At 62.0% G+C, this 23,956-nt stretch carries 25 protein-coding genes and 2 pseudogenes; 14 read left to right on the top strand and 13 right to left on the bottom strand.

Annotated features, from left to right (window positions below; translation table 11 throughout):
* Positions 1–143: 143 nt before the first annotated feature.
* Entirely contained in the window at positions 144–317 is a 174-nt protein-coding gene (locus XH87_RS01595) for a DUF1328 domain-containing protein (protein WP_035711834.1), read from the bottom strand.
* 587 nt (positions 318–904) lie between these two features.
* On the opposite strand from XH87_RS01595, the gene XH87_RS01590 reads away from it, so the two are divergent.
* The 3 genes from XH87_RS01590 (at position 905) to XH87_RS01580 (ending at position 3,614) form a co-directional block, all read left to right on the top strand.
* Complete coding sequence (locus tag XH87_RS01590; RefSeq protein ID WP_271585910.1) at positions 905–1,297, top strand: BA14K family protein; 393 nt, start codon at positions 905–907, stop codon at positions 1,295–1,297.
* Positions 1,298–1,372: 75 nt separating this feature from the next.
* Complete coding sequence (locus tag XH87_RS01585) at positions 1,373–2,128, top strand: PRC-barrel domain-containing protein (protein ID WP_271585909.1); 756 nt, start codon at positions 1,373–1,375, stop codon at positions 2,126–2,128.
* A 103-nt stretch (positions 2,129–2,231) separates the two neighbouring features.
* Positions 2,232–3,614 (top strand): DUF2254 domain-containing protein, encoded by a 1,383-nt coding sequence (locus tag XH87_RS01580; protein ID WP_271585908.1) that lies wholly within the window; start codon positions 2,232–2,234, stop codon positions 3,612–3,614.
* Here the strand turns inward: XH87_RS01580 and XH87_RS01575 are convergent.
* Positions 3,577–4,485 (bottom strand): YihY/virulence factor BrkB family protein, encoded by a 909-nt coding sequence (locus XH87_RS01575; protein WP_271585907.1) that lies wholly within the window; start codon positions 4,483–4,485, stop codon positions 3,577–3,579. The genes XH87_RS01580 and XH87_RS01575 overlap by 38 nt on opposite strands.
* Before the next feature lie 159 nt (positions 4,486–4,644).
* On the opposite strand from XH87_RS01575, the gene XH87_RS01570 reads away from it, so the two are divergent.
* The gene (locus XH87_RS01570; protein WP_271585906.1) at positions 4,645–7,047 is read left to right on the top strand and encodes a membrane-bound PQQ-dependent dehydrogenase, glucose/quinate/shikimate family; all 2,403 of its coding nucleotides are present in this window, start codon (positions 4,645–4,647) and stop codon (positions 7,045–7,047) included.
* Between the two features lie 751 nt (positions 7,048–7,798).
* Here XH87_RS01570 and XH87_RS01565 read toward each other — a convergent pair.
* Positions 7,799–8,596 (bottom strand): SDR family NAD(P)-dependent oxidoreductase, encoded by a 798-nt coding sequence (locus tag XH87_RS01565; protein ID WP_271586567.1) that lies wholly within the window; start codon positions 8,594–8,596, stop codon positions 7,799–7,801.
* A gap of 160 nt (positions 8,597–8,756) precedes the next feature.
* Here XH87_RS01565 and XH87_RS01560 point away from each other — a divergent pair, with 160 nt between their 5' ends.
* The 4 genes from XH87_RS01560 to XH87_RS01545 all read left to right on the top strand — a co-directional run bounded on the left by XH87_RS01560 (position 8,757) and on the right by XH87_RS01545 (position 12,417).
* Positions 8,757–9,932 carry a zinc-dependent alcohol dehydrogenase gene (locus XH87_RS01560; protein WP_035711850.1) on the top strand — a complete coding sequence of 392 codons (1,176 nt, stop codon included), beginning with the start codon at positions 8,757–8,759 and terminating at the stop codon, positions 9,930–9,932.
* 10 nt (positions 9,933–9,942) lie between these two features.
* Positions 9,943–10,488: a hypothetical protein gene (locus XH87_RS01555; protein ID WP_271585905.1), complete on the top strand. Its 546-nt coding sequence runs from the start codon at positions 9,943–9,945 to the stop codon at positions 10,486–10,488.
* 141 nt (positions 10,489–10,629) lie between these two features.
* Positions 10,630–10,917 (top strand): low affinity iron permease family protein, encoded by a 288-nt coding sequence (locus tag XH87_RS01550; protein WP_271585904.1) that lies wholly within the window; start codon positions 10,630–10,632, stop codon positions 10,915–10,917.
* A 228-nt stretch (positions 10,918–11,145) separates the two neighbouring features.
* Positions 11,146–12,417, top strand: a complete 1,272-nt coding sequence (locus XH87_RS01545; RefSeq protein WP_271585903.1) for a DUF892 family protein — start codon at positions 11,146–11,148, stop codon at positions 12,415–12,417.
* A 120-nt stretch (positions 12,418–12,537) separates the two neighbouring features.
* Here XH87_RS01545 and XH87_RS01540 read toward each other — a convergent pair whose 3' ends face one another.
* From XH87_RS01540 to XH87_RS01530, 3 genes are all read right to left on the bottom strand, one after another.
* Entirely contained in the window at positions 12,538–12,735 is a 198-nt protein-coding gene (locus XH87_RS01540; RefSeq protein ID WP_271585902.1) for a hypothetical protein, read from the bottom strand.
* A 146-nt stretch (positions 12,736–12,881) separates the two neighbouring features.
* Complete coding sequence (locus XH87_RS01535) at positions 12,882–13,094, bottom strand: hypothetical protein (protein WP_271585901.1); 213 nt, start codon at positions 13,092–13,094, stop codon at positions 12,882–12,884.
* A gap of 481 nt (positions 13,095–13,575) precedes the next feature.
* Positions 13,576–14,433, bottom strand: a complete 858-nt coding sequence (locus XH87_RS01530) for an SDR family oxidoreductase (protein WP_035711863.1) — start codon at positions 14,431–14,433, stop codon at positions 13,576–13,578.
* A 110-nt stretch (positions 14,434–14,543) separates the two neighbouring features.
* Between XH87_RS01530 and XH87_RS01525 the strand changes: the two genes are divergently transcribed.
* Positions 14,544–14,777, top strand: a complete 234-nt coding sequence (locus XH87_RS01525; protein WP_035711865.1) for a DUF6894 family protein — start codon at positions 14,544–14,546, stop codon at positions 14,775–14,777.
* Here XH87_RS01525 and XH87_RS01520 read toward each other — a convergent pair.
* Together XH87_RS01520 and XH87_RS01515 are read right to left on the bottom strand one after the other, a co-directional pair.
* On the bottom strand, positions 14,774–15,514 hold the full coding sequence (locus XH87_RS01520; protein ID WP_271585900.1) for a Crp/Fnr family transcriptional regulator: 741 nt from the start codon (positions 15,512–15,514) through the stop codon (positions 14,774–14,776). The two genes, XH87_RS01525 and XH87_RS01520, sit on opposite strands and share 4 nt — an antisense overlap.
* A 211-nt stretch (positions 15,515–15,725) precedes the next feature.
* Positions 15,726–16,187 carry a metallophosphoesterase family protein gene (locus XH87_RS01515; RefSeq protein WP_271586566.1) on the bottom strand — a complete coding sequence of 154 codons (462 nt, stop codon included), beginning with the start codon at positions 16,185–16,187 and terminating at the stop codon, positions 15,726–15,728.
* Positions 16,188–16,276: 89 nt separating this feature from the next.
* Here XH87_RS01515 and XH87_RS01510 point away from each other — a divergent pair, with 89 nt between their 5' ends.
* A complete protein-coding gene (locus XH87_RS01510; RefSeq protein ID WP_271585899.1) occupies positions 16,277–16,486 on the top strand; it encodes a hypothetical protein in 210 nt (69 codons plus the stop codon).
* An 11-nt stretch (positions 16,487–16,497) separates the two neighbouring features.
* A pseudogene (locus XH87_RS01505) lies at positions 16,498–17,058 on the top strand (outer membrane protein assembly factor BamB family protein); the annotation flags it as partial.
* 19 nt (positions 17,059–17,077) lie between these two features.
* On the opposite strand, the gene XH87_RS01500 reads toward XH87_RS01505, so the two are convergent.
* The 5 genes and pseudogenes from XH87_RS01500 to XH87_RS01480 form a co-directional block, all read right to left on the bottom strand.
* Positions 17,078–18,844 carry an SDR family oxidoreductase gene (locus XH87_RS01500; protein WP_271585898.1) on the bottom strand — a complete coding sequence of 589 codons (1,767 nt, stop codon included), beginning with the start codon at positions 18,842–18,844 and terminating at the stop codon, positions 17,078–17,080.
* Positions 18,845–18,902: 58 nt separating this feature from the next.
* Complete coding sequence (locus XH87_RS01495; RefSeq protein WP_035711919.1) at positions 18,903–19,106, bottom strand: hypothetical protein; 204 nt, start codon at positions 19,104–19,106, stop codon at positions 18,903–18,905.
* A gap of 301 nt (positions 19,107–19,407) precedes the next feature.
* Positions 19,408–20,382, bottom strand: a pseudogene (locus XH87_RS01490) (cation diffusion facilitator family transporter).
* Positions 20,378–20,599: a hypothetical protein gene (locus XH87_RS01485; RefSeq protein WP_271585897.1), complete on the bottom strand. Its 222-nt coding sequence runs from the start codon at positions 20,597–20,599 to the stop codon at positions 20,378–20,380. The pseudogene XH87_RS01490 and the gene XH87_RS01485 overlap by 5 nt, the downstream one beginning before the upstream one ends.
* Positions 20,596–20,793 carry a hypothetical protein gene (locus tag XH87_RS01480; RefSeq protein ID WP_081492530.1) on the bottom strand — a complete coding sequence of 66 codons (198 nt, stop codon included), beginning with the start codon at positions 20,791–20,793 and terminating at the stop codon, positions 20,596–20,598. The genes XH87_RS01485 and XH87_RS01480 overlap by 4 nt, the downstream gene beginning before the upstream one ends.
* A 302-nt stretch (positions 20,794–21,095) precedes the next feature.
* On the opposite strand from XH87_RS01480, the gene XH87_RS01475 reads away from it, so the two are divergent.
* From XH87_RS01475 to XH87_RS01465, 3 genes are all read left to right on the top strand, one after another.
* Positions 21,096–22,697, top strand: coding sequence for an alpha-amylase family glycosyl hydrolase (locus XH87_RS01475; RefSeq protein WP_271585896.1), 1,602 nt, complete (start codon positions 21,096–21,098; stop codon positions 22,695–22,697).
* 141 nt (positions 22,698–22,838) lie between these two features.
* Entirely contained in the window at positions 22,839–23,018 is a 180-nt protein-coding gene (locus XH87_RS01470; protein ID WP_271585895.1) for a CsbD family protein, read from the top strand.
* A gap of 153 nt (positions 23,019–23,171) precedes the next feature.
* Positions 23,172–23,954, top strand: coding sequence for a Crp/Fnr family transcriptional regulator (locus tag XH87_RS01465; protein ID WP_271585894.1), 783 nt, complete (start codon positions 23,172–23,174; stop codon positions 23,952–23,954).
* The last annotated feature ends 2 nt before the right edge of the window (positions 23,955–23,956 follow it).

Below are 23,956 nucleotides of genomic sequence, written 5' to 3'. Positions count from 1 at the left end.
AACAGCGGCATCCGGAAAACGGTTGCGCAACGGGTAGAACGCCTCGCCCCGATCGGTCCGGGCGCGTCTCCAGATTGTCGCACCTGGTGCGGAGCGGCCTCCCCCAACCATTGAGGGCAAGAAAACGTGGTCGCTGATGGCGGCTACAGGATCACCTCTCCTGCCAGGAAGGCCAGAACCACGAACACAAGGAAGATCGCCACGGCTGCGAAAAACAGCCACTTGGCGATGGTGGACGCACCAGCAGCGATTCCGCTGAAGCCGAGCAATCCGGCCACGATAGAGATGATGAAGAATATCAATGCCCACTTCAGCATGCCAAGCTCCTGCTTCGCCCTCTCGCCGACCTTGACGACAATCGTCACGAACTGTCGATGTTCCGACCGGCAGGTGCTCTCGATGGCAAGCGGTGGGTGCGCCAACGTACCGGCAGTCGGAAGCCGGTAGAGCCGAGCACGCGGCGCCCCCCTTTGCAGCTAGTCAAAGCGTTTTGATCGGAGCGCCCCACCGCATTTCGGGAGAGCCGATCCACCACGTCGGAAATCGAAGTCGGCTTCTCGACGACGTACGGGTTAATCGGCCGGTGACGAAATCATCGGCAATGAAGTATTCGTCATCGATAACGGCTATTCGCACGGGAACCCACGAGCTTTTACGTAATCCAGAGTTTTTCCATTCGTAGCGACGGCGAGGCGATGATCAAGCCACAGCCGCATCGAACGGCGCACGCGTTGTCCGCTTCCGCACATGGGGCGACAATGTTGCCCTGTTGGCCGGACAGTTGATCTCGTCATCAGAAGCAGCTCCAGACACGGCAAGTACACATCTGTACCAACTGTTTCTGCAACGGCACCTCTGCTTGCGCATTTCCTTGATGCAGTGAAGAGCCAAGGGAGAAGAGCTGATGAGAACCTGTAACCGTTCCAGCAGATGGTACCTCGCCGCCGCCGTGGTGTCCCTCGCGATCCCGGTCGGAACTTCCGCGCAAGCCGCGCCAATGGCGGCCGCAAGCGGATTGATCAACAGCGATGCCAATGTGGTGCAGATTCAGTGGAGGCATGACCGCCACCATGGTTGGCATCGCCATTGGCGGGACGGATACCGGCACCGCTACAGCCGCGGCTGGGGGCCCGCCGTAGGCGGTTTCGTGGCAGGTGCAGCGATCGGAAGCGCAGTGGCTAACAGCCGAGCGCAAGCCGCCGAGAACAACGCTTACTGTTCGCAGCGATACAAATCCTACGACCCGAGCTCCGGTACCTATCTGGGCTACGACGGCGACAGACATCCATGCCCCTAGGCCGCATAGCGTCCTGGCGCCATCGGTCGTTGGGATGAGACCTAATTCAGAGAACCAAGCAACGGAGATCCATCTATGAAAGCAACTATGAAAGCAACGTCATTCACCGCCGCCGCCCTTCTCGTCGGCGCATCTTCCCTCGCGGCGGCGCAAAGCGCTCCGCAAGCCGCCGCTCCGGCGGACCATAGCACCGTGCAGAACACGAGCCGCAATCAGTCGGACCATTCCGCCGATGGCGCCGCAAGCAAGGGGGTCAACAAGGCCGACGCGATGCAGTCCGGCGGCAGCCAGGCGAACGTTCGGCAGCAGATGGTCAATGACCTGCAACAGGCGGGTTTCACCCAAGTCAAGGTGCGGCCGCAGTCGTTTCTGGTGGAGGCCAAGGATCGGTCGGGGAATCCGGTGACAATCTTCGTTGGCCCGAACGATTTCGCCGAGGTGAAAACGGTCGGCGCTAACGCGCAGAAGACCTCCTCCGACGCAAGCGTCTCCAGCAACAGCGCCAATGCGACTTCGGAGCGCCCTGGCGGCGCCTTTACGGCGGTGCCCTCCAAGGACGGCCTGAGCTCGCAGTTGATGGGCCTGCAGGTGTACAACAACGCCAAGCAGGATATCGGAACGATCAAGGATGTGGCACTCAACGAGAACGGGATCGACGGCTATATCCTTTCCGTGGGCGGGTTCCTGGGCATTGGTGACCATTACGTTGCGGTGCGACCTTCGGCGATCAATCTGAAGTTCGACCATGCAGCCAAGAAGTGGTCCGCAACGATGGACACGACCGCCGACCAGCTGAAGTCAGCGCCCGAATTCAAATATCCGAACGGATAGACTTGTCCAGACGGGGCGGCCCATCAGGCCGCCCCGCAGGCTTGCGATCTCCATCTGTTGGTCTTCAGTTCGACGTTGATTTGCTTCGGGATCCCGCTCTTGAATGTTCACACGCCTTGAGAAACTGCTAGCCGACCTGGCCGAGACATTCTGGCTGGTGCCCATGCTCATGGTGTTCTCCAGCTTGCTCCTTGCTTTCGCGCTCGTTCATCTCGACCAGAGCGACTCCGTCTCGCTCCCTGCTCTGCAGGATTGGCTCTACGATGGCGGCGCGACCGGCGCCCGCACCCTGCTCGGCGCCGTGGCGGGCGCGACAATCGGCGTAGCCGGGACCGTCTTTTCGATCACCATTGCCGCACTGTCCCTGGCCGCGGGTCAGATGGGCCCCCGGCTGCTGCGCAATTTCACGCGCGATCGTGGCAATCAATTCACGCTGGGGATGTTGCTCGGCACGTTCTGTTACGCCCTCGTCGTGCTGAGAAGCATCCGGACCGAGCCCGAGGGCGGCTTCGTTCCCCATCTGGCGCTGAGCGTTGGCATCGTGCTCGCGTTCGCATGTGTCGCCATGCTCGTCTATTTCGTCGGTCACGTCGCCGGGCGGATAAACGTGGAAACGGTCGTAGAGCTTGTCAGTCAGGACCTCAGGGCCGCGATCCAGCAGCTTACGGTCATGGATCCGCAACCGAAATCGCCCCCGGAGGAATTCTGGATCGGGTCCCTGCCTCTCAAGGCCACGCGGCGCGGCTATCTGCAGCATCTCGACGAGGAGGGCCTGGCCACCTGGGCGGCCAACCACAGAGTGACCATTCGGCTACTCGTCGGGCCCGGCGACTATGTCTTCCCGGGGGCGACGGTCGGTCTGGTCACGCCTCCAATCGACGGCGCCGAGGCCGCGATCCGGAATGCGACGGCGCTGGGTGCAAGCAGCAGCATTTCCTCCGACTTGCGCTTTGCGGTCCGCCAACTCGTCGAGGTCGCGGTCAGAGCACTTTCTCCCGGCATCAACGACCCGCATACTGCGCTCGCGGTCCTGGACCGGCTGGGAGCAGCTTTATGCGATCTCGTGCCGTTGCACCTCCCGACGGGAATCTCGATTAGAGGCGGCCAGCCGGTCCTGGTGGTGCCGCTCGTGCAATACGAGGAGCTGCTCGGCACGATGTTCCACATGATCAGGCAAAGCGCCGGCGCTCAGCCCGTGGTCTCTATCCGGCTGATCGAGGTTTTGACCCAGGTCGCAAGCTGCGAGCGTGATCCTGCGCGGCTCCTGGCACTCTCCCATCACGCGGCCCTCGTCCTCGCGGACGCTTGTCGAACGATTGCCGCCCCCAGTGACAGGGATGATGTCGGACGCCAGTATCAGTCGTTTACCCTTATGGTCCGAGCAGGTCCGATGGGGCGATTCACCGAACAGGTCCCGCCCTCCCCTGGCGACAATGATGCGCCAACAGCTATCGCTGAATCAGGCGCCTCCCGATCTCGGCGTTGAGCTCAGCGCCCGCCAGAATGGAATATGCCGCAACCCAGAGCCATGTCATCAACACCGCAACTGCGCCGAGCGAACCGTAGGTCTTCTGGTAGGCGGCGAACGTGTTCACATACGTTGAGAATGCGTATGAACCCGCAATCAATCCGGTTGTTGCGAGGAGCCCGCCGGCCGAAGCAAGGTCCCATCTCGGGTGGAGTCGATTGGGTGCGTACCGATAGAGCAGAGCGATAATGGCGATGATCGTGCACACCAGGAGCGGCCACCGTATCCACATGGCCGCAGCCTGCCAGCCAGTCGGAATTGGTAAGGAGCTAAGCAGGAGAGGCATCACCGCGATCAGGATCACGGCGCCACCGGCAAGGACGATCAACGCCATGGTCAGCGACAGCGCGACCGCATTGAAGAGAACAAGCCCGCGCTCCTCGGAGACCCCGTAAGTCACGTTCAAGGCAGTCATCAGTGTCCCGGTCGCGTAGCGCGCGCTCCAGATCGAAATTCCGACACTCACCATCAGCCCGACGCCGAAAGGTGGACGCGCGCCCTGCTCGAGCGCCTTCAACCGTTCTGAAATGAGCGCGGTCGCTTCCCCCGGCAGGATGACCTGGAGCGCGTTGAGCTGCCGCACGATGTCATTGGTGTCCGCGACTAGCCCATAGAGTGACACAAGCGCGGCAATGGCGGGGAAGATCGAGAGAAAGGAATAGAAGGCAACGGCGGCGGACAGAACCGAAATATTGTGATCGCCTAGCCTGACCCAAAGGGCCATTGCGACGGAGATGAACCTGCGCAGGGGCCCGCGGCTACCCGCGTTCAGCGGCTCAGCATTTGTAGCGCTTCTGTTCACGTCCATTGCGAACTCGCCAAGCTGCATGAATGACGAAAACCTCCCGCCGCTGCACAGGTTCCAAGCTATTGAACAACTGACCAAGGACGCCGTCATGGTGCGCGAACGTACCTCCTTGTGGAGGAACCAAAGCGATGGGCCTTCCTTGGATCATGAAGCAAACAGTTCATCGTGCGTAGTTCGGCAATGGCTCAGACGTATCGCGCAACCGATTGGGCGGCACTTGTTCTCGGAGGCGTCATGGTTCTCATCGGCCTCGTGCTCGGGGCCGGCGGTGCTTGGCTGCTCTGGTTGGGAGGCTCGTTCTATTACTTGCCCAGCGGAATTGTCCTGATCGTCTCGGGTGTTCTGTTGGCCCGCCGGCGCGTTGAAGGCGCGTGGCTTTATCTGCTTCTGTTCCTGCTTACCCTCGCATGGGCGTTCTGGGAAGTTGGCGTCAATGGTTGGGCGCTGGTCCCGCGCACCGTCGGCCCGAGTTTGTTGCTGGTCGCCGTTCTGGCGCTCACCCCGAAGCTCCGCCCGATACGTCATCAATATGAGCCTATAGCTACCATCCTCGTTGGATTCCTGTTGTTGGCTGCCACGACTGCCTTGATGACGGGGGCTTTCCATCCGGCAAGGGCGACGGTGCCCGCGCTGCCACCGCAGACGAACGCGATGGCCGATCCTTCGCCTCTGAAAACGGGCGCAAACTGGCCCGCCTACGGTGGCAGCTACAGCGCGCGCCGCTATTCGCCGCTCGACGAGATCAATGCGACGAACGTCGCCAAGCTCACCAAGGTCTGGACGTTCCACACCGGCGACCTGCCGACCAAGAACACGAAAGGCACCTACGGCGCGGAGAACACACCGCTCAAGGTAGATGATACTCTCTACGTGTGTACCCCCAAGAACCTCGTTCTTGCCATTGACGCCCAGAGCGGCAAGCAGATCTGGCGATTCGACCCGCGTGTCCCGGACGAATTCATTCCGTACACCGCAGCTTGCCGGGGTCTGGCATATTACGAGCTGCCCAATGCCGATCAGGGCGCCGCCTGCGCCCGCCGCATTATCGAAGGAACGCTCGATGCGCGCCTGATCGCAATCGATGCGACGACCGGAAAGCGCTGCGAGGCATTCGGATATGACGGTCAGGTCGACACCGCGACGGGAGTCGGCCGGCACGATCCCGGCATGTTCGCGATTACGTCGGCGCCGACGATCGTTCGTGGGATCGTCGTCGTCGGGCACGAAGTGCTGGATGGGCAGAAGCGGGATGCTCCCTCGGGCGTGATCCAGGGATACGACGCACGGACCGGCGCGTTGCGCTGGGCCTGGGATATGGCCAAGCCTGACGCAGGGGCCCTGCCGCCGATGGGACAGACCTACACCAGGGGCACGCCGAACATGTGGACGACTGCCTCCGGCGACGAGGAACTGGGGCTCGTCTATCTGCCGCTCGGCGTTTCCGCCGTCGACTATTGGAGCAGCAGCCGCTCGAACCGGGAGAAGCAGTTCGCGACGTCCCTGGTCGCGCTCGATGTCACGACCGGCAAGCCTGCCTGGCATTTCCAGACCGTGCACAACGACGTCTGGGACCACGATCTCGGCTCGCAAGCGACGCTGGTCGACTTCCCCACAGACAACGGCACACCGGTGCCGGCGCTCATTCTGCCGAGCAAGCGCGGCGACATCTTCGTTCTCGACCGGCGCACCGGCAAGCCGCTCGTCGGCGTCGAGGAGAGACCTGTGCCGCAAGGCGGCGTCGAGCCTGCGCAGCGCGCCAAGACCCAGCCCTTCTCGCTGTATCATACGCTGCGGAAGGCCGATCTCACCGAGCGCGACATGTGGGGCATGTCGCCGATCGATCAGATGATCTGCCGCATCCAGTTCCGCCGGGCGAGCTACAAGGGAATTTTCACACCACCCACCGCAAGCCCGCACTGGATCGAATATCCGGGCTACAATGGCGGCTCCGATTGGGGCGGTATCGCCGTCGATCCCGTTCGCGACATCATCGTTGCCAACTACAACGACATGCCGAACTACAATCGGCTGGTGCCGCGCGACGAAGCCAATCGCAAAGGCTGGGCGCCGCGGGACCAGGCGCGCGGCGAAATCGGAGGGCAAGAAGGCGCGGGCGATCCGCAGCTCGGTTCGCCCTATGCCATCAACGTGAATGCCGGATGGCGGCTGCCCGGCACCGGGTTGTTGTGCAAGCAGCCGCCCTATGGCGGAATCCGAGCCATCGATCTGAAGAGCGGCAAAACGCTCTGGGATCGCCCGTTGGGTGAAGCTCGGACGAACGGCCCATTCGGGATCCCGTCGATGCTGCCGATCCGGATTGGGACGCCAAACAATGGCGGTGCCGTCGTGACCGCCGGCGGCCTGATCTTCATCGCAGCGACGACCGACAATCTGATCCGGGCGATCGACATCGAGACCGGAAAGACGGTGTGGGACGACGTGCTTCCTGCCGGCGGCCAGGCCACGCCGATCACCTATGAGGTTGGCGGCCGCCAGTACATCGTCATCATGGCAGGTGGCCACCATTTCATGGAGACGCCCATCGGCGACTCCTTGGTGGCGTACGCTTTGCCGGAAAAATAGATTTCAGCGAGACGCCATGGCGGCCTGTCTTCTCCACTCGCTTGTCCGTGAATCTGGTCAACCAGCCTGCATCGCAAGGGACGAGAGCTCGGCAATCTAACCACACAATTCCCCTGTCTGGCTCAATCCTTCCAAGTCCGTCAGTTCAGATCGGGGAAGAACAGCTTGCCACTGGTCGGCCGGTCGAGGCCAGGACAAAGGGGGACTCCCAAGCCCACACCCCACCTATCTCTCCGAAGGGGCTGCTGCGTTGGACGATCTGGCTTGAGTTCTGCAGCAAGCAGTATGGCTGCGACGGCCAGAAGAGATTGTCCGTTTTGCTCGCTGCAATATCCTGTTCTACGACGAGCACGTAATCGGCCTGCACGATCGGATCTAACGCGCTGACGAGAAACCAAGGAAAAGTCGCACGGCATCTGGCCGCGCAACATCGACCGCGATAAACGTCGCATGAGACCCGTTTTGTTCTCCACCAACATCCGGCGAAGTTATTGGGAGCCAAGGATTTTTGATTGGTGGGCGCACCAGGGCTCGAACCTGGGACCCGCTGATTAAGAGGCGTATGATTTGCCAGCAAGATCAACCGCCATTCCGCCAAATGCACTGGCAGACCTGCATTAAGCCTGCGATTGGATTTCCTCTTGTCGGAATGGCGCGACGGCAAGCTTTGGGCGATTCGGAAGAGCCTCTGATGTTGGCAACTTGATCATTGCCGTGGCGCTCTCACGGCCCGATGAATGGACACATAGCCTCACGATTTCGCGGTGCCAGGCTCCGCCATCTTGCGGTGCTGCCTGGCCAGCACCTCGTTCGGCGTGACGCTGGCCGCCGTCGTCTGAATTTTGTTCCTCATTCCCGTGACGATGTCTGACTCTCCGCGCAGCATCGCATGGAAGCCGGCCCTCGCGACCTCCCGTGCGTCGTCCTTCTTGTCGGTACCGACTTTGGTGTCCATCATGTCGGCGCGCCGGAAGAACTCGGTCTCGGTCGCACCTGGCATCAGGCACGTGACGGTCACGCCGCTGTCGCGCAGCTCCTCGCGCAGCGCGAAGGAGAAAGAATCGAGGAATGCCTTGGTGCCGTTGTAGACGGCTTGAAAGCTGCCAGGGGTGAAACCGGCGATCGAGCCGGTGATCAGGATACGACCTGAGTTCCGCCGGAGCATCTCATTCCCGGCGCGATGGATCAGATAGAGCGTTCCGGTGATATTGGTGTCGACGACGCGCCTGATCCGACCGAACTCCTGATCGAGGAAAGCATTGCCGAGCCCGACGCCGGCATTGGCCAGCAGCGCATCAATCGACCGGTCGCCGATCGCCGCACATAATTTGTCGACGCCCTCGATGGTGGAGAGATCGGCCTGCACGGCTTCTACGCTTCCGCCAAGGCTGCGCAACTCGGCCGCAGCCGTCTCGATTGCAGCCTCGTTCGCAACGATGACGAGATCAAAGCCATCCTCGGCACAGCACCTTGCGAGTTCCAGACCTATTCCGGTAGAGGCTCCGGTTACAACGGCGAATTTGCTGGCGGGCGCTTGGCTGGCAGACATGAGCGTATCCTCGCGGCTGATCTTGATGACGGCCAATCGCTCCGGGTCCAGCTCGTTCCTATCCAAACGTCCGCAATCGGCTGCGAAGATTTGCAGCAGCAATAGCAACTATCGTTCCATTCTGGACTTAGATGGCTCGTAGCTCAGGTGGAGAACGAAAATGAAGGCGCTGGTTTGGCACGGCAAGGAGGATATCCGGTGTGATACCGTCACCGATCCGGAAATTCAGGACCCGCGCGACGCGATCATCAGGGTTACGAGCTGCGCAATCTGCGGCTCGGACCTTCACCTCTTCCATAACTTCATCCCCGGCATGATGCCCGGCGACATCATGGGCCACGAGACCATGGGCGAAGTCGTCGAAGTCGGCACCGGCGTCGACGGCAAATTGAGGAAGGGCGACCGCATCGTCGTTCCCTTCACGATCATTTGCGGCGAGTGCGATCAATGCAAACGCGGCAATTTCTCAGTGTGCGAGACCACCAACCGCAAGAAGCACCTGGCCGATAAGGTGTTCGGACATTCGACCGCAGGGCTGTTCGGCTACACCCACTTGACGGGCGGCTATCCTGGCGGGCAGGCAGAATATCTGCGCGTGCCCTTTGCCGATGCCACGCACATCAAGGTTCCCGCAGGCATTCCGGACGAACAGCTGCTGTTTCTCAGCGACATCTTCCCGACAGGCTGGCAGGCCGCCGTCCAATGCGACATCGTACCGACCGATACGGTCGCGATCTGGGGCTGTGGTCCGGTCGGACAAATGGCGATCCGGAGCGCCATCCTGCTCGGCGCCAATCAAGTGGTCGCGATCGACTGCCTGCCCGATCGGCTCAGTATGGCGGAAGCCGCCGGCGCGACAACGATCAATTTCGAGAACGAGAGTGTCCTCGAGCGGCTCAAGGAGCTGACCGACGGCAAAGGTCCGGAAAAGTGCATCGATTGCGTCGGGATGGAATCCCACGTGATGGCGTCCTGGCCGGACACCCTGCTCGATCGTGCCAAGCAGATGATGATGCTCGAGAGCGACCGGCCCCATGTGCTGCGGGAAATGATCTATGTCTGCCGGCCCGGCGGAATCATCTCGGTGCCCGGCGTCTATAGCGGCTTCTCCGACAAGCTCCCGATGGGCGCGTTCATGAACAAGGGTTTGACGATGCGCACCGGGCAGACCCACGTCAATCGCTGGACCGACGATCTGCTTCGCCGCATCGAGCAAGGCGAGATCGATCCTTCATTCGTCATCACCCACACCGTGCCGCTCGAGCAAGGTCCCGAAATGTACCAGGTGTTCCGCGACAAGCGCGATTCCTGCGTCAAAGTCGTCCTGAAACCCTGAAGGAGCAACCATGTTTCATCTCTCCAATATTGTACGCTCCAAGGGCGATCCCAAGCTCGTAGAAGGCGGACCGAGCCTGAAGCGGCCGCAGGATCAACTTGCACGCGCGCTCGGCTGGTTCAGTATCGGTCTTGGGATCATGGAATTCGTCGCGCCTCGGCGCGTCACGGAAACCCTGGGAATGCAGGGCCATGAGATGATGGTCCGTGCTTTCGGCGTGCGTGAAATCCTCGCCGGGGTCATGTCACTCTCGGTCGACAAGAACGCGGGGCTGTGGGCCCGCGTCGGTGGAGACGGTCTGGATGCGGCTGCACTTCTGTCGGGCCTGACCTCCGACAATCCCAAGAAAGGCAACATCGCGCTGGCGCTCCTCGTGGTCGGCGGGATCGCCATGCTCGACTACCGGGTTGCACAGGACACCAAGCCGGGGCGCCCCCCGCGGAACGCGCGGCGCAAATTGTATCCCAGCCGCAGCGGTTTCCGTAAGGGGCTGCAAGCGGCGAAAGATCGAGCGAAGGAGATGACCCAGCACGCGGCTGCTGGTGTCACCTCCTGACGAGATCGGGATTCCAAACGGGCTACGGCGGCGCTCGCGCTGGATTGCGGCGGTCGACCGTCGAAGGGAACATCTGCCCTTCTCGTGCTGTTTGCCCGCATGTCCCTTTCCGATCCCAAAGGTTGGCTTACGGAGATCGGCGTGGCCACGGCCAGGCCCGCCGCGTTCGTCCTCTATCTGGTGTATGCGGTCTGTTGGATCACTTTGGGAAACGGCCTCGAGTGGCATTCCTTTGCGACGCTGGCGACCTGGGGAATGACGCTTCTCATTCAGCGGGCCGAGCATCGCGATACCCAGGCCCTGCACGCCAAGCTCGACGAGCTCCTGAAGGTGCATGGGGCAGCTGACAACTCGCTCATGAAGATCGACGAGCAAGACGCCGAGGACGTCGAGAACGAGCGCTCACATGTTCAGCGCGCGCAGTCATAATTGACGGCAAACTGTCCCAGCCGATCCCTAGCGGCCGCCGCCGGTGTCCCGGACCCGACGAGCGGTGACGGTGTTGACATCTGGATTTCCGGGAGTGGACCGATCCCCTTCGCCTTGGCGGCCAGCGCGTCATGCCGGACGGACGCCGGCGCACTCCAGCCAGATAGGAACAACCCCAATGCACGCTGGTTCGAGAACGGATGTTCCTCGCAACCTAAAGGGCAATCCATGTATCATCACGTCAAGAAGCTGATGTTCACCGTCCGTGTCGACGAACCTGATCCCCGCTTCGGCAATATGCTTCTCGAGCAGTTCGGCGGCGCCAACGGCGAGCTTGCCGCCGCCATGCAATACTCCATACAGGGGCTCAATTGCGAGGATCCGGATCGCAAGGATCTCCTGATGGACATCGGCACCGAGGAATTGAGCCATCTCGAAGTCGTCGGCACGCTCGCTCGCATGCATCTCAAGCCATCGAAATTCGATCGCCAGGCCGCCGAAGCCGATCCGCTCATCGCGATTGCGGGGGGCGGTGGCGTGAACCTGTTCAACTCGCAGGGCAATGCCTGGACTGCCGACTATCTCAAGATCACCGGCGAGCTGGATGTCGACCTTCGGAGCAACATTGCCGCAGAGGCGAGAGCCAAGATTGTTTACGAGCGGCTGATCAATTTCACTGACGATGCCGGCACCAAGGATGCGCTTCAGTTCCTGATGACCCGCGAGATCACGCACATGAAGGCGTTCTCGCTGGCGCTCGAAAGCATGTCAAAGCCGGCATTCAGCATCGGCCGGATCGCCCCGACCCCCGGCCTCGTCGATCAGTTCTTCAATGATTCGACGGGAACCGGCGATCACGGGGAGATCGACACGCGCGGACCGTGGAATGAAGGAGGCGAATGGGTCTTCACCGACTCGCCTGCTATTCAGGCCGGCGAGCCTGGCCCGGCAAACGCGATCGTCACCGAGAGCTCTCCGCCGGTTGACGAAGCCGGTCTTGGCGACCTCCTGATCGAGGAGCTCCGCGACATCCTTCACGCAGAGAAGCAACTGACGAAAGCACTTCCCAAGATGGCGGAAGCCGCGCGCTTCGATCAGCTGCGGGAGCTGTTCGAGCAGCATCTCGCCGAGACCGAGGCACAGATCGAGCGGATCAACGAGTGTTTCGAAATGCTCGGCAAGACCGCGCGGGCCAAGCCTTGCAAGGGCATGATGGGCCTGGTCGAGGAAGGTCAGGAAATCATGGACGAAGGCGAAGAGAAGGAAGCTGCTGCTGCCGACCTCGCATTGATCGGTGCGGCGCAGCGGGTCGAGCATTACGAGATCGCCGGTTACACCACCGCGCGCAATCTCGCTCAGCAACTGCGCCATAGCGCCGTCGTCAGCCTGCTGTCGAAGTCCCTCGCCGAGGAAGAGAATGCCGATCAGCTGTTGAACCAGGTCGCTCGTTCGCTGATGTCTATTGCGAAGATGCCGGCGGCCGTCGAGCGGACGGAATAGACGCTACGCCTGCTTCTGGCTGGCGGGATCTGCCTCAAAGGGAGATCCCGTCAGCTTCGCATCACCCACACTTCACGCGATGCTCGTCGCTTTTGCTCGCGATAGATGGAATGAGCGGGCTCACTTGTTTGATGAGCTCGACCCCGTCGTGACGCTCGGAGCATTGGTCGGAGTCGTGGTGGTGGCCTGATGCCCGACGTCGCGCCCATTGTAGAAAAAGACGGCCGCGACGAGCGCTATGACGAAGATTGCGCCGACCGCCCAGCCGACAGCGCTGTTCTGGGGTGACCGTGCGGTGGTGTGATCGTTCTCATCCATGCTGTTCTCCCGTGACCGGCTCGAAAACCAGTCGCCGGAGGAGACGTTCCTAACTCCGCTTGCAATGCTGCGGCGCGACGACCCGCCACGCGTTCCGCAAGCCACGCGTTCCGCAAAGTGCTTTTCGCCGCCACCCGCTATCCCGCCTAGCGCCGCCGCGCGACCAGGACGCCGATCACGAACGCCGCAGCCAACGATCGGAGCGGCGCCGCCATGGCGGCCTCCCGCAGTTGCTCGGCTATGAGCGTTGTGGCGGCCTTCGCAGGGTGTCCATGCTGCGGCGTCTCCGTTCTCGCGCCGCCAATTTCCGGCGAGGCGCTGCCAACGTCGGGCTCGGTAAGGCCGGATGCTTCGGTCATTGCGGAGGCGTCTCTCAGGTCCATGGGAGATCTTTCGTTGGCGGGTTTTGGCAACTGCTCCCTGCCCGTCCCGGTTCCAATCGATCTTGCGAAAACAACCCCATGCACAGTAGCCGCTGACAATGAGATCAATGATTTGGGACCGCCCCGGCAATCACTTCTGATTTTACGAATCTTATTTGACCCGTCGGGCAAAACACCTGTAGATTGACATCATCCGCGACGTCCGACAGCGTCCTGCCTCGCCGGGCAAAGTCGCTCACGAGTTTGCCAAGGGTGCAGAGCAAACGATTGTGTCCCGGCACCTTGGAACGGAAGCGCGGGTATTCCATTGATGTTCCCCGGACAACGTGGAGGGCCATGGGAAAGCTGCTGATCAGTATTGCCGTCGTGAGCCTGGCAATGATCATCGCGTTCGCCGTCTACGTCATTACACTGTGGGCACGATCAGCGTCGAACGCGGCGTAGGCGGCGAACCGGCTCAGATGAATGGCTTGCCGCCGGTAACGGCGAGAGTAGCTCCCGAAGTGTAGCTCGAGAGTGGGTCGGCCAGCATCACGTAGGCCGACGCAAGCTCCGCCGGCTGGCCTGCACGCTGCATCGGCACCTGCTTGCCGAAATTCTTGACAGACTCCTCGGGCATGGTCGACGGAATGAGCGGCGTCCAGATCGGTCCCGGGGCGACCGCATTGACCCGAATGCCTTTGCTGGCCAGCATCTGTGCAAGCCCTCCGGTAAAGTTCTGAATGGCCCCCTTGGTCGTGGCATAGGCAAGCAGGCTCGGGTTCGGCATGTCCGAGTTCACGGAAGCCGTATTCACGATCGCCGCGCCCGGCCGCATGTGCGGGACGGCGGCCTTCGTCAAATAGAACATGGCGTGGATGTTCACTTCGAACGTTCGTTGCCATTCGTCGTCGCTGATGTCCTGAATGTCCTTGAACGTCGCCTGATGGGCCGCGTTGTTGACGAGGATATCGATGCCCCCGAGTTCCTCGACCGCCCGATGGACGATGGAACGGCAATGATCGGGATTGCTGATGTCGCCGGCAATCAGGACCGCCTTGCGCCCTTCCCGCTCCACCAGCGCCTTGACCTCGGCCGCGTCCTCATCCTCGTTCAGATAGGCGATGACGATGTCCGCCCCCTCGCGGGCATAGGCAATTGCGACGGCGCGGCCGATGCCGCTGTCGCCGCCCGTGATGATAGCCTTCCTGCCCGCGAGACGACCCGACCCCTTGTAGCTCTCCTCGCCGTGATCCGGCCGCGGGTTCATCGCGCGGGTCGAGCCGGGCATCGGTTGCTGCTGGGCGGGAAAGGGCGGCTTGGGATATTCGGTCATGGAACTGCTCCGGATATTACTCCGCTAACCGAAGGCGACCGGAAGCGTTCCTTGCCCGTCGATCGAACATCTTGGTGCAAATCCAAAACTGACGGTTAGGAACGCGCCGCGTGTTCCAGCCGTTCAACCGGATGACCCGATACTCCTTCATGATCTCCGACGGCGGCGTTTTCTCTGACAGCGAAGAGCTGCCGGACGATGAGGCGGCCTGGCATCAGGCCGTCCGTACTGTCAGGGATATCGAAACGACTCTCAGCTCCACTGGCGGCGACTGGTCCCTTGTGGTTCACCGGGGCGGCCATCCACTCTACCGCATCGATGTGCGAGTTCAGAGACTCTCCTAGGTGCTGGGGCTGAGATGCAGGTAAGTGGAGTCGAAGCCTGCCAGCTCGTCCATCTCCTTGGGCTTGAGGATGTGAAACTCCGACCTGCTCACTGACACCAGTCCTTCCTTTCGCAAGTTCTGGAGCACCCGGTTGGTGTGCACCACCGAGAGGCCAAGGCAATCGCCGAGGTCGGTCTGAGTGATGGGCAAGCCGAACTCTCCATCACGCGTTTGCCCGATGGCCTTCAGCCGCCGGTGCAATTCGATCAGGAGGTGAGCCATTCTCGGCGTCGCCTCGCGTCGTCCGACATTGACGATCCATTCCCGGAAGATTGCGCCATCGATCAGAGTTTCGCGCCAGAGTGCCGATGCCAGGTTCGGGCGCCGACGGATGATCTCTCTGAGGTCGTCATGGGCGATGAAGCCGAGCGTACACCGCGTCACCGTGACAAGGTCATGATCCATGACCTTGAGATGAAGGCTTTCAAGGTCGGGGATCTCTCCCGGTATGTGAATGGAGAGGACCTGTCGTTCGCCATCCGCCGTCGTTTTGGAGCGGAACGCAAATCCATCCGCGATCAGGCAGCAGTCGCTTGGCCAGTCTCCATCGGCGACAATGACCTCGCCGGCATCGAGATGCCGTTCGCGAATCCGAAGACCGTGAATGGCGCGGATGTCCTCAGCGTCCAGATTGTTGGACACGGACAGCTTTGTGATCAATGCGGAAGCCAGGTTTGCGGGCATCGGATGCTCCATTTCGAGACCCGAATGGTGCAAACCACTCCGGCCTGTCAGGCGGGAGCACTACACTCTCAGCATCGACGCCCATGAGAATCTGCCGATGATGATAGATAACGCGAAGCTATCAGATCGTTCCAAAAACAATCATGGAGCAACTTCCAGCGCAGACTTTTAACTTGGCTCACTTTGAGTAAGAAGAGCCGATTCGCTTCAACGGCGTCTGGGACTAGCCGAGCGCGTGCACAATCGGTCGAATCTCGCCGCTCTCGTCGACATCGAGCGTCGCCAGCGTGATCGGAAGCCTGAATCGCCGCGGCCCGGCGCTCCCGGGATTGAGATAAAGCACCCCGTCGATGCTCTTGACGCTCGCCCGGTGCGAATGACCGCAGATCACGGCAGCAACGCCGTTGGGCGCAGGTTTGCTCCCGAGCTCATTCAGATCATGCAGGATGTACAAGTCGAGCCGGCCGAGGCGCACGGTTTCCGTATCCCGATAGTTCCGTGCCCAGTCGCCGGTATCGACATTCCCCCGGACGGCCGAGACCGGCGCAATCCTGCGCAGCCCGTCGAGCACATGCTCGGCGCCGATATCGCCGGCGTGGATGATGTGCGCGACCCCGGCAAGGCATTGCTCTGCCTCCGGCCGCAGCAGCCCGTGCGTATCCGAAATCACACCGATCCTGATCACAGCCCCTCTCGATATGCCCCCCGCCCTGCCGCGCTTAGGAACGACCGCAGCACGCACGCATTGCCTGCATATCTAACCGGAGCGCACAAATGGGCAATAGCGGCGTCGGCATGCTTTTGGGAGACGTCTCGGCCACTGCATTGTGGCTGTGGTTCATCGGCGCATTCATCCTTGGCGCGGCGATCTGGTACGGTGTCAGACGATCCGGCCATTTGCGCCGCAGTGAGCGCGCGCAACTGGACCGCAACACGGAAGCCGCCCAACGCCGCGACGATCCGCAAAAGCCCGTGGCGCGGTGAACGCGCGGCCGAGGATCGCGATCGCGAACCCGCAATCGATCGCCTTCGTGTCCCGCCTCGTGCGGCGCGGAAAGGACAATCCGGCAGCGCCGAACGCCGCCCATCCGCCTGGTACCGAACTCGGGGTGCAGCCGATGTACGGGGCTCCCTACGGTGTCGACCTCGGCATCTTCCTGTCGCCGCTCGGCATCCCCTGCCTTGCCCCACCCTGGGGAAACATCGCCGCGATTGATCTCAAGACGCACAAGGTGGTGTGGCAACACCGCATCGGCACGATCCGGGATCAGGCTCCGCTCCCGCTGCCGTTCAAGCTCGGCGTTCCCATGCTGGGCGGACCGATCGCGACCGCAGGCGGAGTCATCTTCATCACCGGGACCATGGACGACTACATCAGGGCCTTCGACGTCAACGACGGCAAGCAGCTCTGGCAGGATCGCCTTCCGGCCGGCGGCCAGTCGACGCCGATGACGTATGAGGCCGGCGGCAAGCAGTATGTGGTGACGGTCGATGGCGGCCACGGTTCGTTCGGAACCAAGCTCGGCGATTACGTGCGGGCCTATGCGTTGCCGTGATGCGCGCCGGCCGGCTTGTCTATGCCTGGCGACGCCTCGTCCGGATCTGTCGGCGCGGACGGGCAACCGCTGAGGCAAGGAGAGCCACGCCCGCAGCCAGCCCCAGAACCGCAAGCCCCTGACTGATGACTCCGGCCGGTGGCAGCTGCTTCCGCACCAGCCAACCTCCATCCACCGACGCCCCGGGCGCAGACGCCTCGAGCATGCTTCCCTCGCTCACTGCTGCGCGCCGCGCACGCGACAGAAGCAACCGGAATGCGCCTCCCAACAGGTTCTCCGTCAATTTCGGCGCGCCGGCGTAAGCCGCCTGACCAGCCCGCGCGGGCCAACCGACGGCGACTTCATCGCGCGGCGCACGGACCAGATTGAGGAACGCCTGAGCGACGTCCTCGGACTGGTAGAGCAGCGGGCCGGGGTCGAGCCTCTTGCCCGACATGTTGGCGCCGTGAACGAAGCCCGGCGTATCCACCATCGCCGGGAAGACGCCGCAGACATGGATGTTGGGATGTGCGCCAAGCTCCTGGCGCAGGCTCGCCGTGAACCCGCGCAGTCCGAACTTGCTTGCGGTGTACGCGGCTGCAAACGGCGTCGGGGCCCAGCCGCCAAGCGAAATGTTGTTGATCAGGATACCCCGGTTCTGGCGCAAGAAGATCGGAAGGACCGCGAACGCACCGTTCATGGTTCCGAGCAGATTGACCTCGACGGTCCGGCGATGCAACGCAAGATCGGCGTCCTGGTAGGCCCCAAACACGCCCGTGCCGGCATTGTTGATCCAGACATCGATCCCGCCGAATGCATCTTCGGCCTGCCGGGCCAATCGCTGCACCGCTTCGGCATCGGTAACATCGGTGGGGACGGCTAAGGCACGGCCTCCCAGCGCCTCGCACTCCTCCGCAAGGCGCGTCAGGATTTCCCCGCGCCGCGCCGACAGGACCACACTTGCACCTCTCAGCGCAAACGCCAGCGCCGCAGCGCGGCCGATGCCGCTGGAAGCTCCCGTTATGACGACGCGTGTGCCGGCCATTGGTCGCGGCCGAGCTTGCTCGGCACCCACGGGGAGCAGCCATCGCAGCGACCGCCGTAGCTGCTCCGTCGCCCCCGCACGAAACCAGTCCCCATGCGCGAAAATGACCCGTTCGGGCTCGAGGCTCACCAGCCGTTCGGCTGCCGCCTGGACCGACCGGCCGCCGAGCCGCAACAGCAGCCGCAAATAGATCGGCGCCTTGCCGTCAGGCTTGGCGTTGCCGAGCAGGTTTACAGCAGCCTGCTCTGACACGGGACGATCCTGGGACTCGAGGTTCTGCACGAGATCCGTCAGGATCAATGTGCGGCTGCGCTTGTCGAATATCTCCACTTCCGAGAACATTGGCGCGTTCACGGTGATGGTTTCGAGCTCCGACGACCATTCTTCCGGCGTTGTGCCGCCGAGCTCGCGGTCAATGCGCAAACCTGCCTCGCGCACCTGCTTCCTCGCCGAGAGGCCTCGCGCCGCGAAGGTCGTTGCCTGCGGGAAATGCCTTTGCCATGCGGGCAGAAACATCCAGTGCGCGACATTCGGCGCCACAAGACATTTGATCTGCCCCAGACACTCGAGCTCGGCGCGCAGGGCGGGCGAATATCGCACCGGCGAGTGCAGCACGAGGTCACCATTCGAGAGCCGAATGACCGTCATACGAATGGGCAGAACCAGACCCGCCGCACTGATCGGCGCGTCGTCCGCGATCCAGATGTCGTCCGTCACTCTCGTGAGGGTGGCAGTCGATACGGCCGTGTCGAATCTTTGCATGAGCCTCGTTCCGTGAGGATCCTGTCCAAATCCCCGGAGGTGACGCTCGTTCCTCAGATCATTGCAGCCGCATGCCCGAGACTTCCGACAGAGCTCTGGAACCTGCCTGCCTGAGGTCGTCGAGGGAAATCTGTCCTCTTGTCGCCGCCTCCAGGAGCTTCGAGGCGACGTGGGTCCGGGCCCCGATCTCCCGGTGCGAGAGGCTTTCACAAACCTCCTCGAGCACGGCGCGCAATAGCGCCGTTGTCTCCGTGTCGAACATGCGAGCCGCCTCCAGCGGAAGTACGTCACGGTAATTCAGTCCGGGCTGCCTGGGATTCAACATTGTTAACGACCGAATGATTTATTGATCGAATGCCGACAGGTCGCTCCTGTGCGGGGCGAACAAGCGTAGGAACCCCGCGATGCGCGATCGCTTGACAGACGGCATCCGGACCTTGCCCATGCGAACACCCCGAAAACGAGGCCCCCAGCGAACAATATCTGCCGGAAGCTTTCTGGTCGCCGTCCTCGCCGTTCTGATCATCGTGAACGCCCTCGAACGGCGGACGATGTGAGGGTTCCTACGCCTCCTCGCCGCCGAAGCGATCCGCCTGCACCCTGCGGTATCGGGCCTCGGTCTGCGGCTTGATGAAGATGGCCGCGACCTCCGGATGGTGTCTTCGGATGTCGTGCTCGATCGCAACGACCGACTGCTCGATCTCGTTCGCCCGCTTGTCGTCCGCGAAACTCGATGCTGAGGGCCGCAACTACCTCGCTTGGAGACAGCTGCACCGTCAGCAAGCCGTTGGCGCGAAGCACACCGGGGGACCGTCGCGCCACGGCAAGGATCGACCGCGCGAGATCGGGATCAGCCGGTTCACCGATCAGAAGGCTCTTCCTCTCGCGCGCGAGCGCGATGGAAGCGATCCCGAGCAGAACGCCGATCAGGATGGACCCAACACCGTCCCAGACCGGTTGCTTCAGCAAGACCGCGGCCGCCGTTGCGGCAGCGGCGATGACTATTCCGATGAGCGCAGCGCTGTCTTCCAGCAGCACCATGAAGGCCGGCGGATCCTTGCTGCGGACGAATGCCTCGTAGTAGCCGAATCTTCGACCGCCCGCCCGAACGCGCTGTAGAGCAATCAACCAGGACGCACCCTCGAACAGAAAGGACAATCCGAGCACGATGTAGCTGACCCACGGGATCTTCGATCGGTTGGGGCCGTAGAACATGGACTACGCCCTGATAGAAAGAGACGCTGGCGCCGAGCGCAAAGATCAGCAGGGCAACGATGAAGCTCCAGAAATAGAGTTCGCGACCGTGACCAAGCGGATTCGCCTCGTTCGGGGGCCGGGTTGCCCGGCGATAGCCATAGAGCAGCAAGGCCTCGTTGGAGGTATCGACGACCGAATGAAGGGCCTCGCTCGTCATTGACGAGCTACCAGTCCATAGCGCCGCCCCGATCTTGGTGACGGCAACGAGGGACGTTGCCAATCAACGCGGCGTAGACGGCAATCTTTGTCGACGACCGCGCCTGCTCCACCTTGTCGCTAATGGCCAACCGCCGCTTGATGCGTGATCTCTGAGGCCAGCTCGAACTGCGCAATCCGCTTGTCCAGCCGCCACAGCTCGATACGATGCACCAGCACGAGCGCGGCCGCCTCACGCCTGGCCTGATCGTCGTCGCCACAGACCAGATTGATGCAGCCGAAGACGTGACCATCGGGATCAATCTGAAACGCGCGATTATGCTTCATGGCGGGCATCATCATCGTCGGTAGCCGGGAGCGCTCAACAATTCGGTCAGGTCTGAGGCCACCTCATTTTGCTTGGCACTGCGCAATAACATCTCGCGTTCCTTGCCCGGAGGCATGCGACGCGCCCGCTCCCGGGCGGCTTCGGCGAATGACATCAGTCGTTGTTGAAGTGGTTGGGTCTGTTTCCTACGGCTACGTTTGGCGGTCATTGGCATTCCCGAGGCTTGCTCGTCCGAGAGAAAATGGCCCCGGCGGGAGGTATGGCGCCCGGGCCGGCACATGCCGGATTGGGGCGCCCCAAACCGGTAACCTTCATAGGTTGCGACCGAAGTCGGGTTCCCGCACTTCAAAAAGTTAAAGACTTCGGATTTTTCGGCCCGAGGCAAGGATCCACCCGATGAGCCCCCGGGCGACGATCGTGACAGCCATAGCAACCATTGTTCCCTTCCGCACTTGGATGTCTCGTAACAGGGCGGCGGGAGATGCATCGCCATACGAGGTGAACGACACGATGACTGACGAGTCGCACGACGAGAGCCCGTGGTGGCAATCCGCGGTCGTCTACGAAGTCGCGCTGATCTCGTTTCAGGATACCGACGGCGATGGCAAGGGAGACCTTGCCGGCCTGAAATCGCGTATCGACTACCTCAAATGGCTGGGGATCGATGCGGTATGGCTTACGCCGATCTACAACAGCCCGTTTCGCGATCTCGGCTACGATATTTCCGATTATTGCGCGATCAATCCAGCCTTTGGCACTCTCGGCACTTTCGATGAGCTCCTCGCCGCTCTTCACGAGGCCGGCATCCGGCTCGTTCTCGATCTCGTGCCAAATCACACCGCGAACGATCATGAATGGTTTGTCGGGAGCCGTAGTTCACGCAACAGCGCGAAAGCCGACTGGTACATCTGGGCCGAAGCCGCCGAGAACGGCGGCCCGCCAAACAATTGGCTGAGCCGCTTCGGCGGCAGCGCATGGGAATGGTGCGAAGCTCGGCGGCAGTACTACTACCACTCTTTCCTGGTCGAGCAGCCCGACCTCAACTGGCGCAATGCCGAGGTACGCGCGGCCATGGCCGACGTCATGCGATTCTGGCTGGATCGAGGCGTCGACGGATTTCGTGTCGATGCCAGCGCCGTCCTAATCAAGGACGCGCATCTGCGCGACAATCCCCGGAATCCCGAGGCCGAGGGCAAACCACCACCGCAACGCCAGACGCCGGTGTTCACCGACGACCGGCCCGAAACAATGCACTGCATCGAGTTCATGCGTGGCGTCATCGACGAGTATCCCGGGCGGCTGCTATGCGGTGAAGTCCAGGGCAAGACCGATCGCATCGGGCATTTCTACGGCACGGAGCGGCCGCGCTTGCACCTGCCTCTCAACTTTGCCTTGCTCGACACACCCTGGGACGCGTTGTCGCTGCAAGCGGCAATTGACGCGTATTTTAACGCCCTGCCCGAACGAGCATGGCCGGTATGGGTGATCGGCGGTCACGACAAGCAGCGGGTCGCGAGCAAGATAGGCGAAGCGCAGATGCGCGTGCTGGCAATGCTCCTGATGACCTTGAAGGGCACGCCGTTCCTCTACATGGGCGACGAGATCGGCCGCAAGCGCGTCCCGATACCGCCCGATCGCATCCGCGATCCCTTCGAAAAGCTCGTGCCCGGCTTCGGCCTGTGCCGCGATCCCGAGCGAGCGCCAATGCGGTGGGACGCCAGCTTAAATGGCGGATTCACGAGCGGCGCCCCTTGGCTGCCGCTTGATCCGGAGGGTTCGGCCAATGTCACCGATCAGCAAAGCGACGAGCGGTCGACGTTGGCATTGTTCCGCGCATTGATGGCAGTGCGGCGCGAACATGCCTGCCTTCGGCAAGGCCGCTACGAACCACTGCGATCGCAGGGCGACGTGCTTGCCTTCAGGCGCGTCGCGAACGGACAGGAGATGTTGGTCGCGCTCAACATCGCCGCCGAGCCACGCAAGTGGCATTGGCAAGGCAGCGGGCACCTGCTGTTGTCGACCGATCTTGACCAAGCGCCGAGATCGCTGCCGGAGGCCTCGATCCTGCTTCGCGGCAATGAAGGTGTGATCATCACGCTGCAGCCCAGGTAAGAGCTCAGGAACCATTTACCGCACCGAGAGTCTCACCCACGCTTCCGGCATGCCCCATCACCGGAAGCGTGTTGGACGAAACCGCGCCCCGGCGTTTTCCCCCTTCAGGCGCCGGGGCAGCGGCGACTTCGGAGATCGGCAATGGGCAGAGCGAAAGATCTCAACGAACGTATCGTCGGCAAGGCCAAGAAAACGCTGGGCGAGGTCATCGGCGACCAATCGCTGTACGAAGATGGCAAGGCCCAAGCGGCGCGTGGTCGCGATGAGCAGGACAGACCGAGAGAGATCAATCCGCTCAAAAAGCTCAACCAGCTAACTTAACTCCTTCGCCACGGGGCTCGGTTCGATGCCGGGAATATTGATCGACCTCCATTCAACCTCCATCCTCACAATCCGCTCGGATGTATCAAAGGCAAATGCGCGCCTTTTGCGACTTGCCCCAAAGTGCGCGAGTGACGAGCGATTGGACGACCAATGCAGACTGGATTTACTTTCTCCAAGCTCGCCGACCATCTGGCGAGCCTAGGTGAGCTAACTGCCGGCGACCTCGACATCTTGGCAGAGATGCCGAGCACGATCGCGCACTTCAGTTCACATCAGGCCATCCTGCGCCACGGCGACGATGGTCATCAATGCTGCCTGCTGCTCCAGGGCTATCTGTCCTGGCAGGACGCCGAGGGAACGGATGGGCAGATCACGTCGATCTCGGTTCCCGGTGACATCGCCGACCTACAGACGTTGTACAGGCCGCGCATCCAAGGCAACCTCATTGCGCTCGGCCCCGCCGTGGTCGCGCTGGTGCCGCATCGCTTCTTTCGCGAATTGTCGGTGCGCTCGCCTGCGACGTCGCGTACCTTGCTGCTGATGCTGCTTTGCGACCAGGCCATACAGCGCAACTGGACGATAAACCTCGGCAGTCGGGACGCCCTGACGCGGGTGGCACACCTGCTCTGCGAGATCACGACACGCCTGCAGAATGTCGGGCTCGCCCGGGATTTCAAGCTGGCTTCACCGTTCACCCAATCCGACCTCGCCGCAGCCTGCAGCATTTCCCCGGTCCATGCCAACCGCACCATCCAGGAACTGCGCCGCTGTAACCTGCTGCAATGGCAGGGCAAGACGTTGACGATCTCCGACTGGCCGGGACTGGTGCGACTGGCGCGCTTCGATCCCGCCTATCTCGGCATGCGGCCGCGGGACCAGGGTGTGCGATCAACGCCATTGGGACCAGCTAAAGGCGTCGCTGCGCTGGCCTGATG

Source organism: Bradyrhizobium sp. CCBAU 53415 (assembly GCF_028128735.1).
Taxonomy (GTDB): Bacteria; Pseudomonadota; Alphaproteobacteria; order Rhizobiales; family Xanthobacteraceae; genus Bradyrhizobium.
This window is presented reverse-complemented; position numbering and strand designations above follow the sequence as displayed.

What these genes read in the sequence shown, in the direction of transcription:
- XH87_RS01465 (WP_271585894.1), top strand. Translation starts at nt 23,172, where the DNA reads ATGCAGACTGGATTTACTTTCTCCAAGCTCGCCGACCATCTGGCGAGC.
- XH87_RS01545 (WP_271585903.1), top strand. Translation starts at nt 11,146, where the DNA reads ATGTATCATCACGTCAAGAAGCTGATGTTCACCGTCCGTGTCGACGAA.
- XH87_RS01560 (WP_035711850.1), top strand. Translation starts at nt 8,757, where the DNA reads ATGAAGGCGCTGGTTTGGCACGGCAAGGAGGATATCCGGTGTGATACC.
- XH87_RS01510 (WP_271585899.1), top strand. Translation starts at nt 16,277, where the DNA reads ATGGGCAATAGCGGCGTCGGCATGCTTTTGGGAGACGTCTCGGCCACT.
- XH87_RS01590 (WP_271585910.1), top strand. Translation starts at nt 905, where the DNA reads ATGAGAACCTGTAACCGTTCCAGCAGATGGTACCTCGCCGCCGCCGTG.
- XH87_RS01470 (WP_271585895.1), top strand. Translation starts at nt 22,839, where the DNA reads ATGGGCAGAGCGAAAGATCTCAACGAACGTATCGTCGGCAAGGCCAAG.
- XH87_RS01565 (WP_271586567.1), bottom strand. Translation starts at nt 8,596, where the DNA reads ATGTCTGCCAGCCAAGCGCCCGCCAGCAAATTCGCCGTTGTAACCGGA.
- XH87_RS01500 (WP_271585898.1), bottom strand. Translation starts at nt 18,844, where the DNA reads ATGCAAAGATTCGACACGGCCGTATCGACTGCCACCCTCACGAGAGTG.
- XH87_RS01520 (WP_271585900.1), bottom strand. Translation starts at nt 15,514, where the DNA reads ATGGAGCATCCGATGCCCGCAAACCTGGCTTCCGCATTGATCACAAAG.
- XH87_RS01480 (WP_081492530.1), bottom strand. Translation starts at nt 20,793, where the DNA reads ATGACCGCCAAACGTAGCCGTAGGAAACAGACCCAACCACTTCAACAA.
- XH87_RS01555 (WP_271585905.1), top strand. Translation starts at nt 9,943, where the DNA reads ATGTTTCATCTCTCCAATATTGTACGCTCCAAGGGCGATCCCAAGCTC.
- XH87_RS01495 (WP_035711919.1), bottom strand. Translation starts at nt 19,106, where the DNA reads ATGTTCGACACGGAGACAACGGCGCTATTGCGCGCCGTGCTCGAGGAG.
- XH87_RS01580 (WP_271585908.1), top strand. Translation starts at nt 2,232, where the DNA reads ATGTTCACACGCCTTGAGAAACTGCTAGCCGACCTGGCCGAGACATTC.
- XH87_RS01535 (WP_271585901.1), bottom strand. Translation starts at nt 13,094, where the DNA reads ATGACCGAAGCATCCGGCCTTACCGAGCCCGACGTTGGCAGCGCCTCG.
- XH87_RS01585 (WP_271585909.1), top strand. Translation starts at nt 1,373, where the DNA reads ATGAAAGCAACTATGAAAGCAACGTCATTCACCGCCGCCGCCCTTCTC.
- XH87_RS01570 (WP_271585906.1), top strand. Translation starts at nt 4,645, where the DNA reads ATGGCTCAGACGTATCGCGCAACCGATTGGGCGGCACTTGTTCTCGGA.
- XH87_RS01595 (WP_035711834.1), bottom strand. Translation starts at nt 317, where the DNA reads ATGCTGAAGTGGGCATTGATATTCTTCATCATCTCTATCGTGGCCGGA.
- XH87_RS01475 (WP_271585896.1), top strand. Translation starts at nt 21,096, where the DNA reads ATGACTGACGAGTCGCACGACGAGAGCCCGTGGTGGCAATCCGCGGTC.
- XH87_RS01485 (WP_271585897.1), bottom strand. Translation starts at nt 20,599, where the DNA reads ATGATGATGCCCGCCATGAAGCATAATCGCGCGTTTCAGATTGATCCC.
- XH87_RS01530 (WP_035711863.1), bottom strand. Translation starts at nt 14,433, where the DNA reads ATGACCGAATATCCCAAGCCGCCCTTTCCCGCCCAGCAGCAACCGATG.
- XH87_RS01540 (WP_271585902.1), bottom strand. Translation starts at nt 12,735, where the DNA reads ATGGATGAGAACGATCACACCACCGCACGGTCACCCCAGAACAGCGCT.
- XH87_RS01575 (WP_271585907.1), bottom strand. Translation starts at nt 4,485, where the DNA reads ATGCAGCTTGGCGAGTTCGCAATGGACGTGAACAGAAGCGCTACAAAT.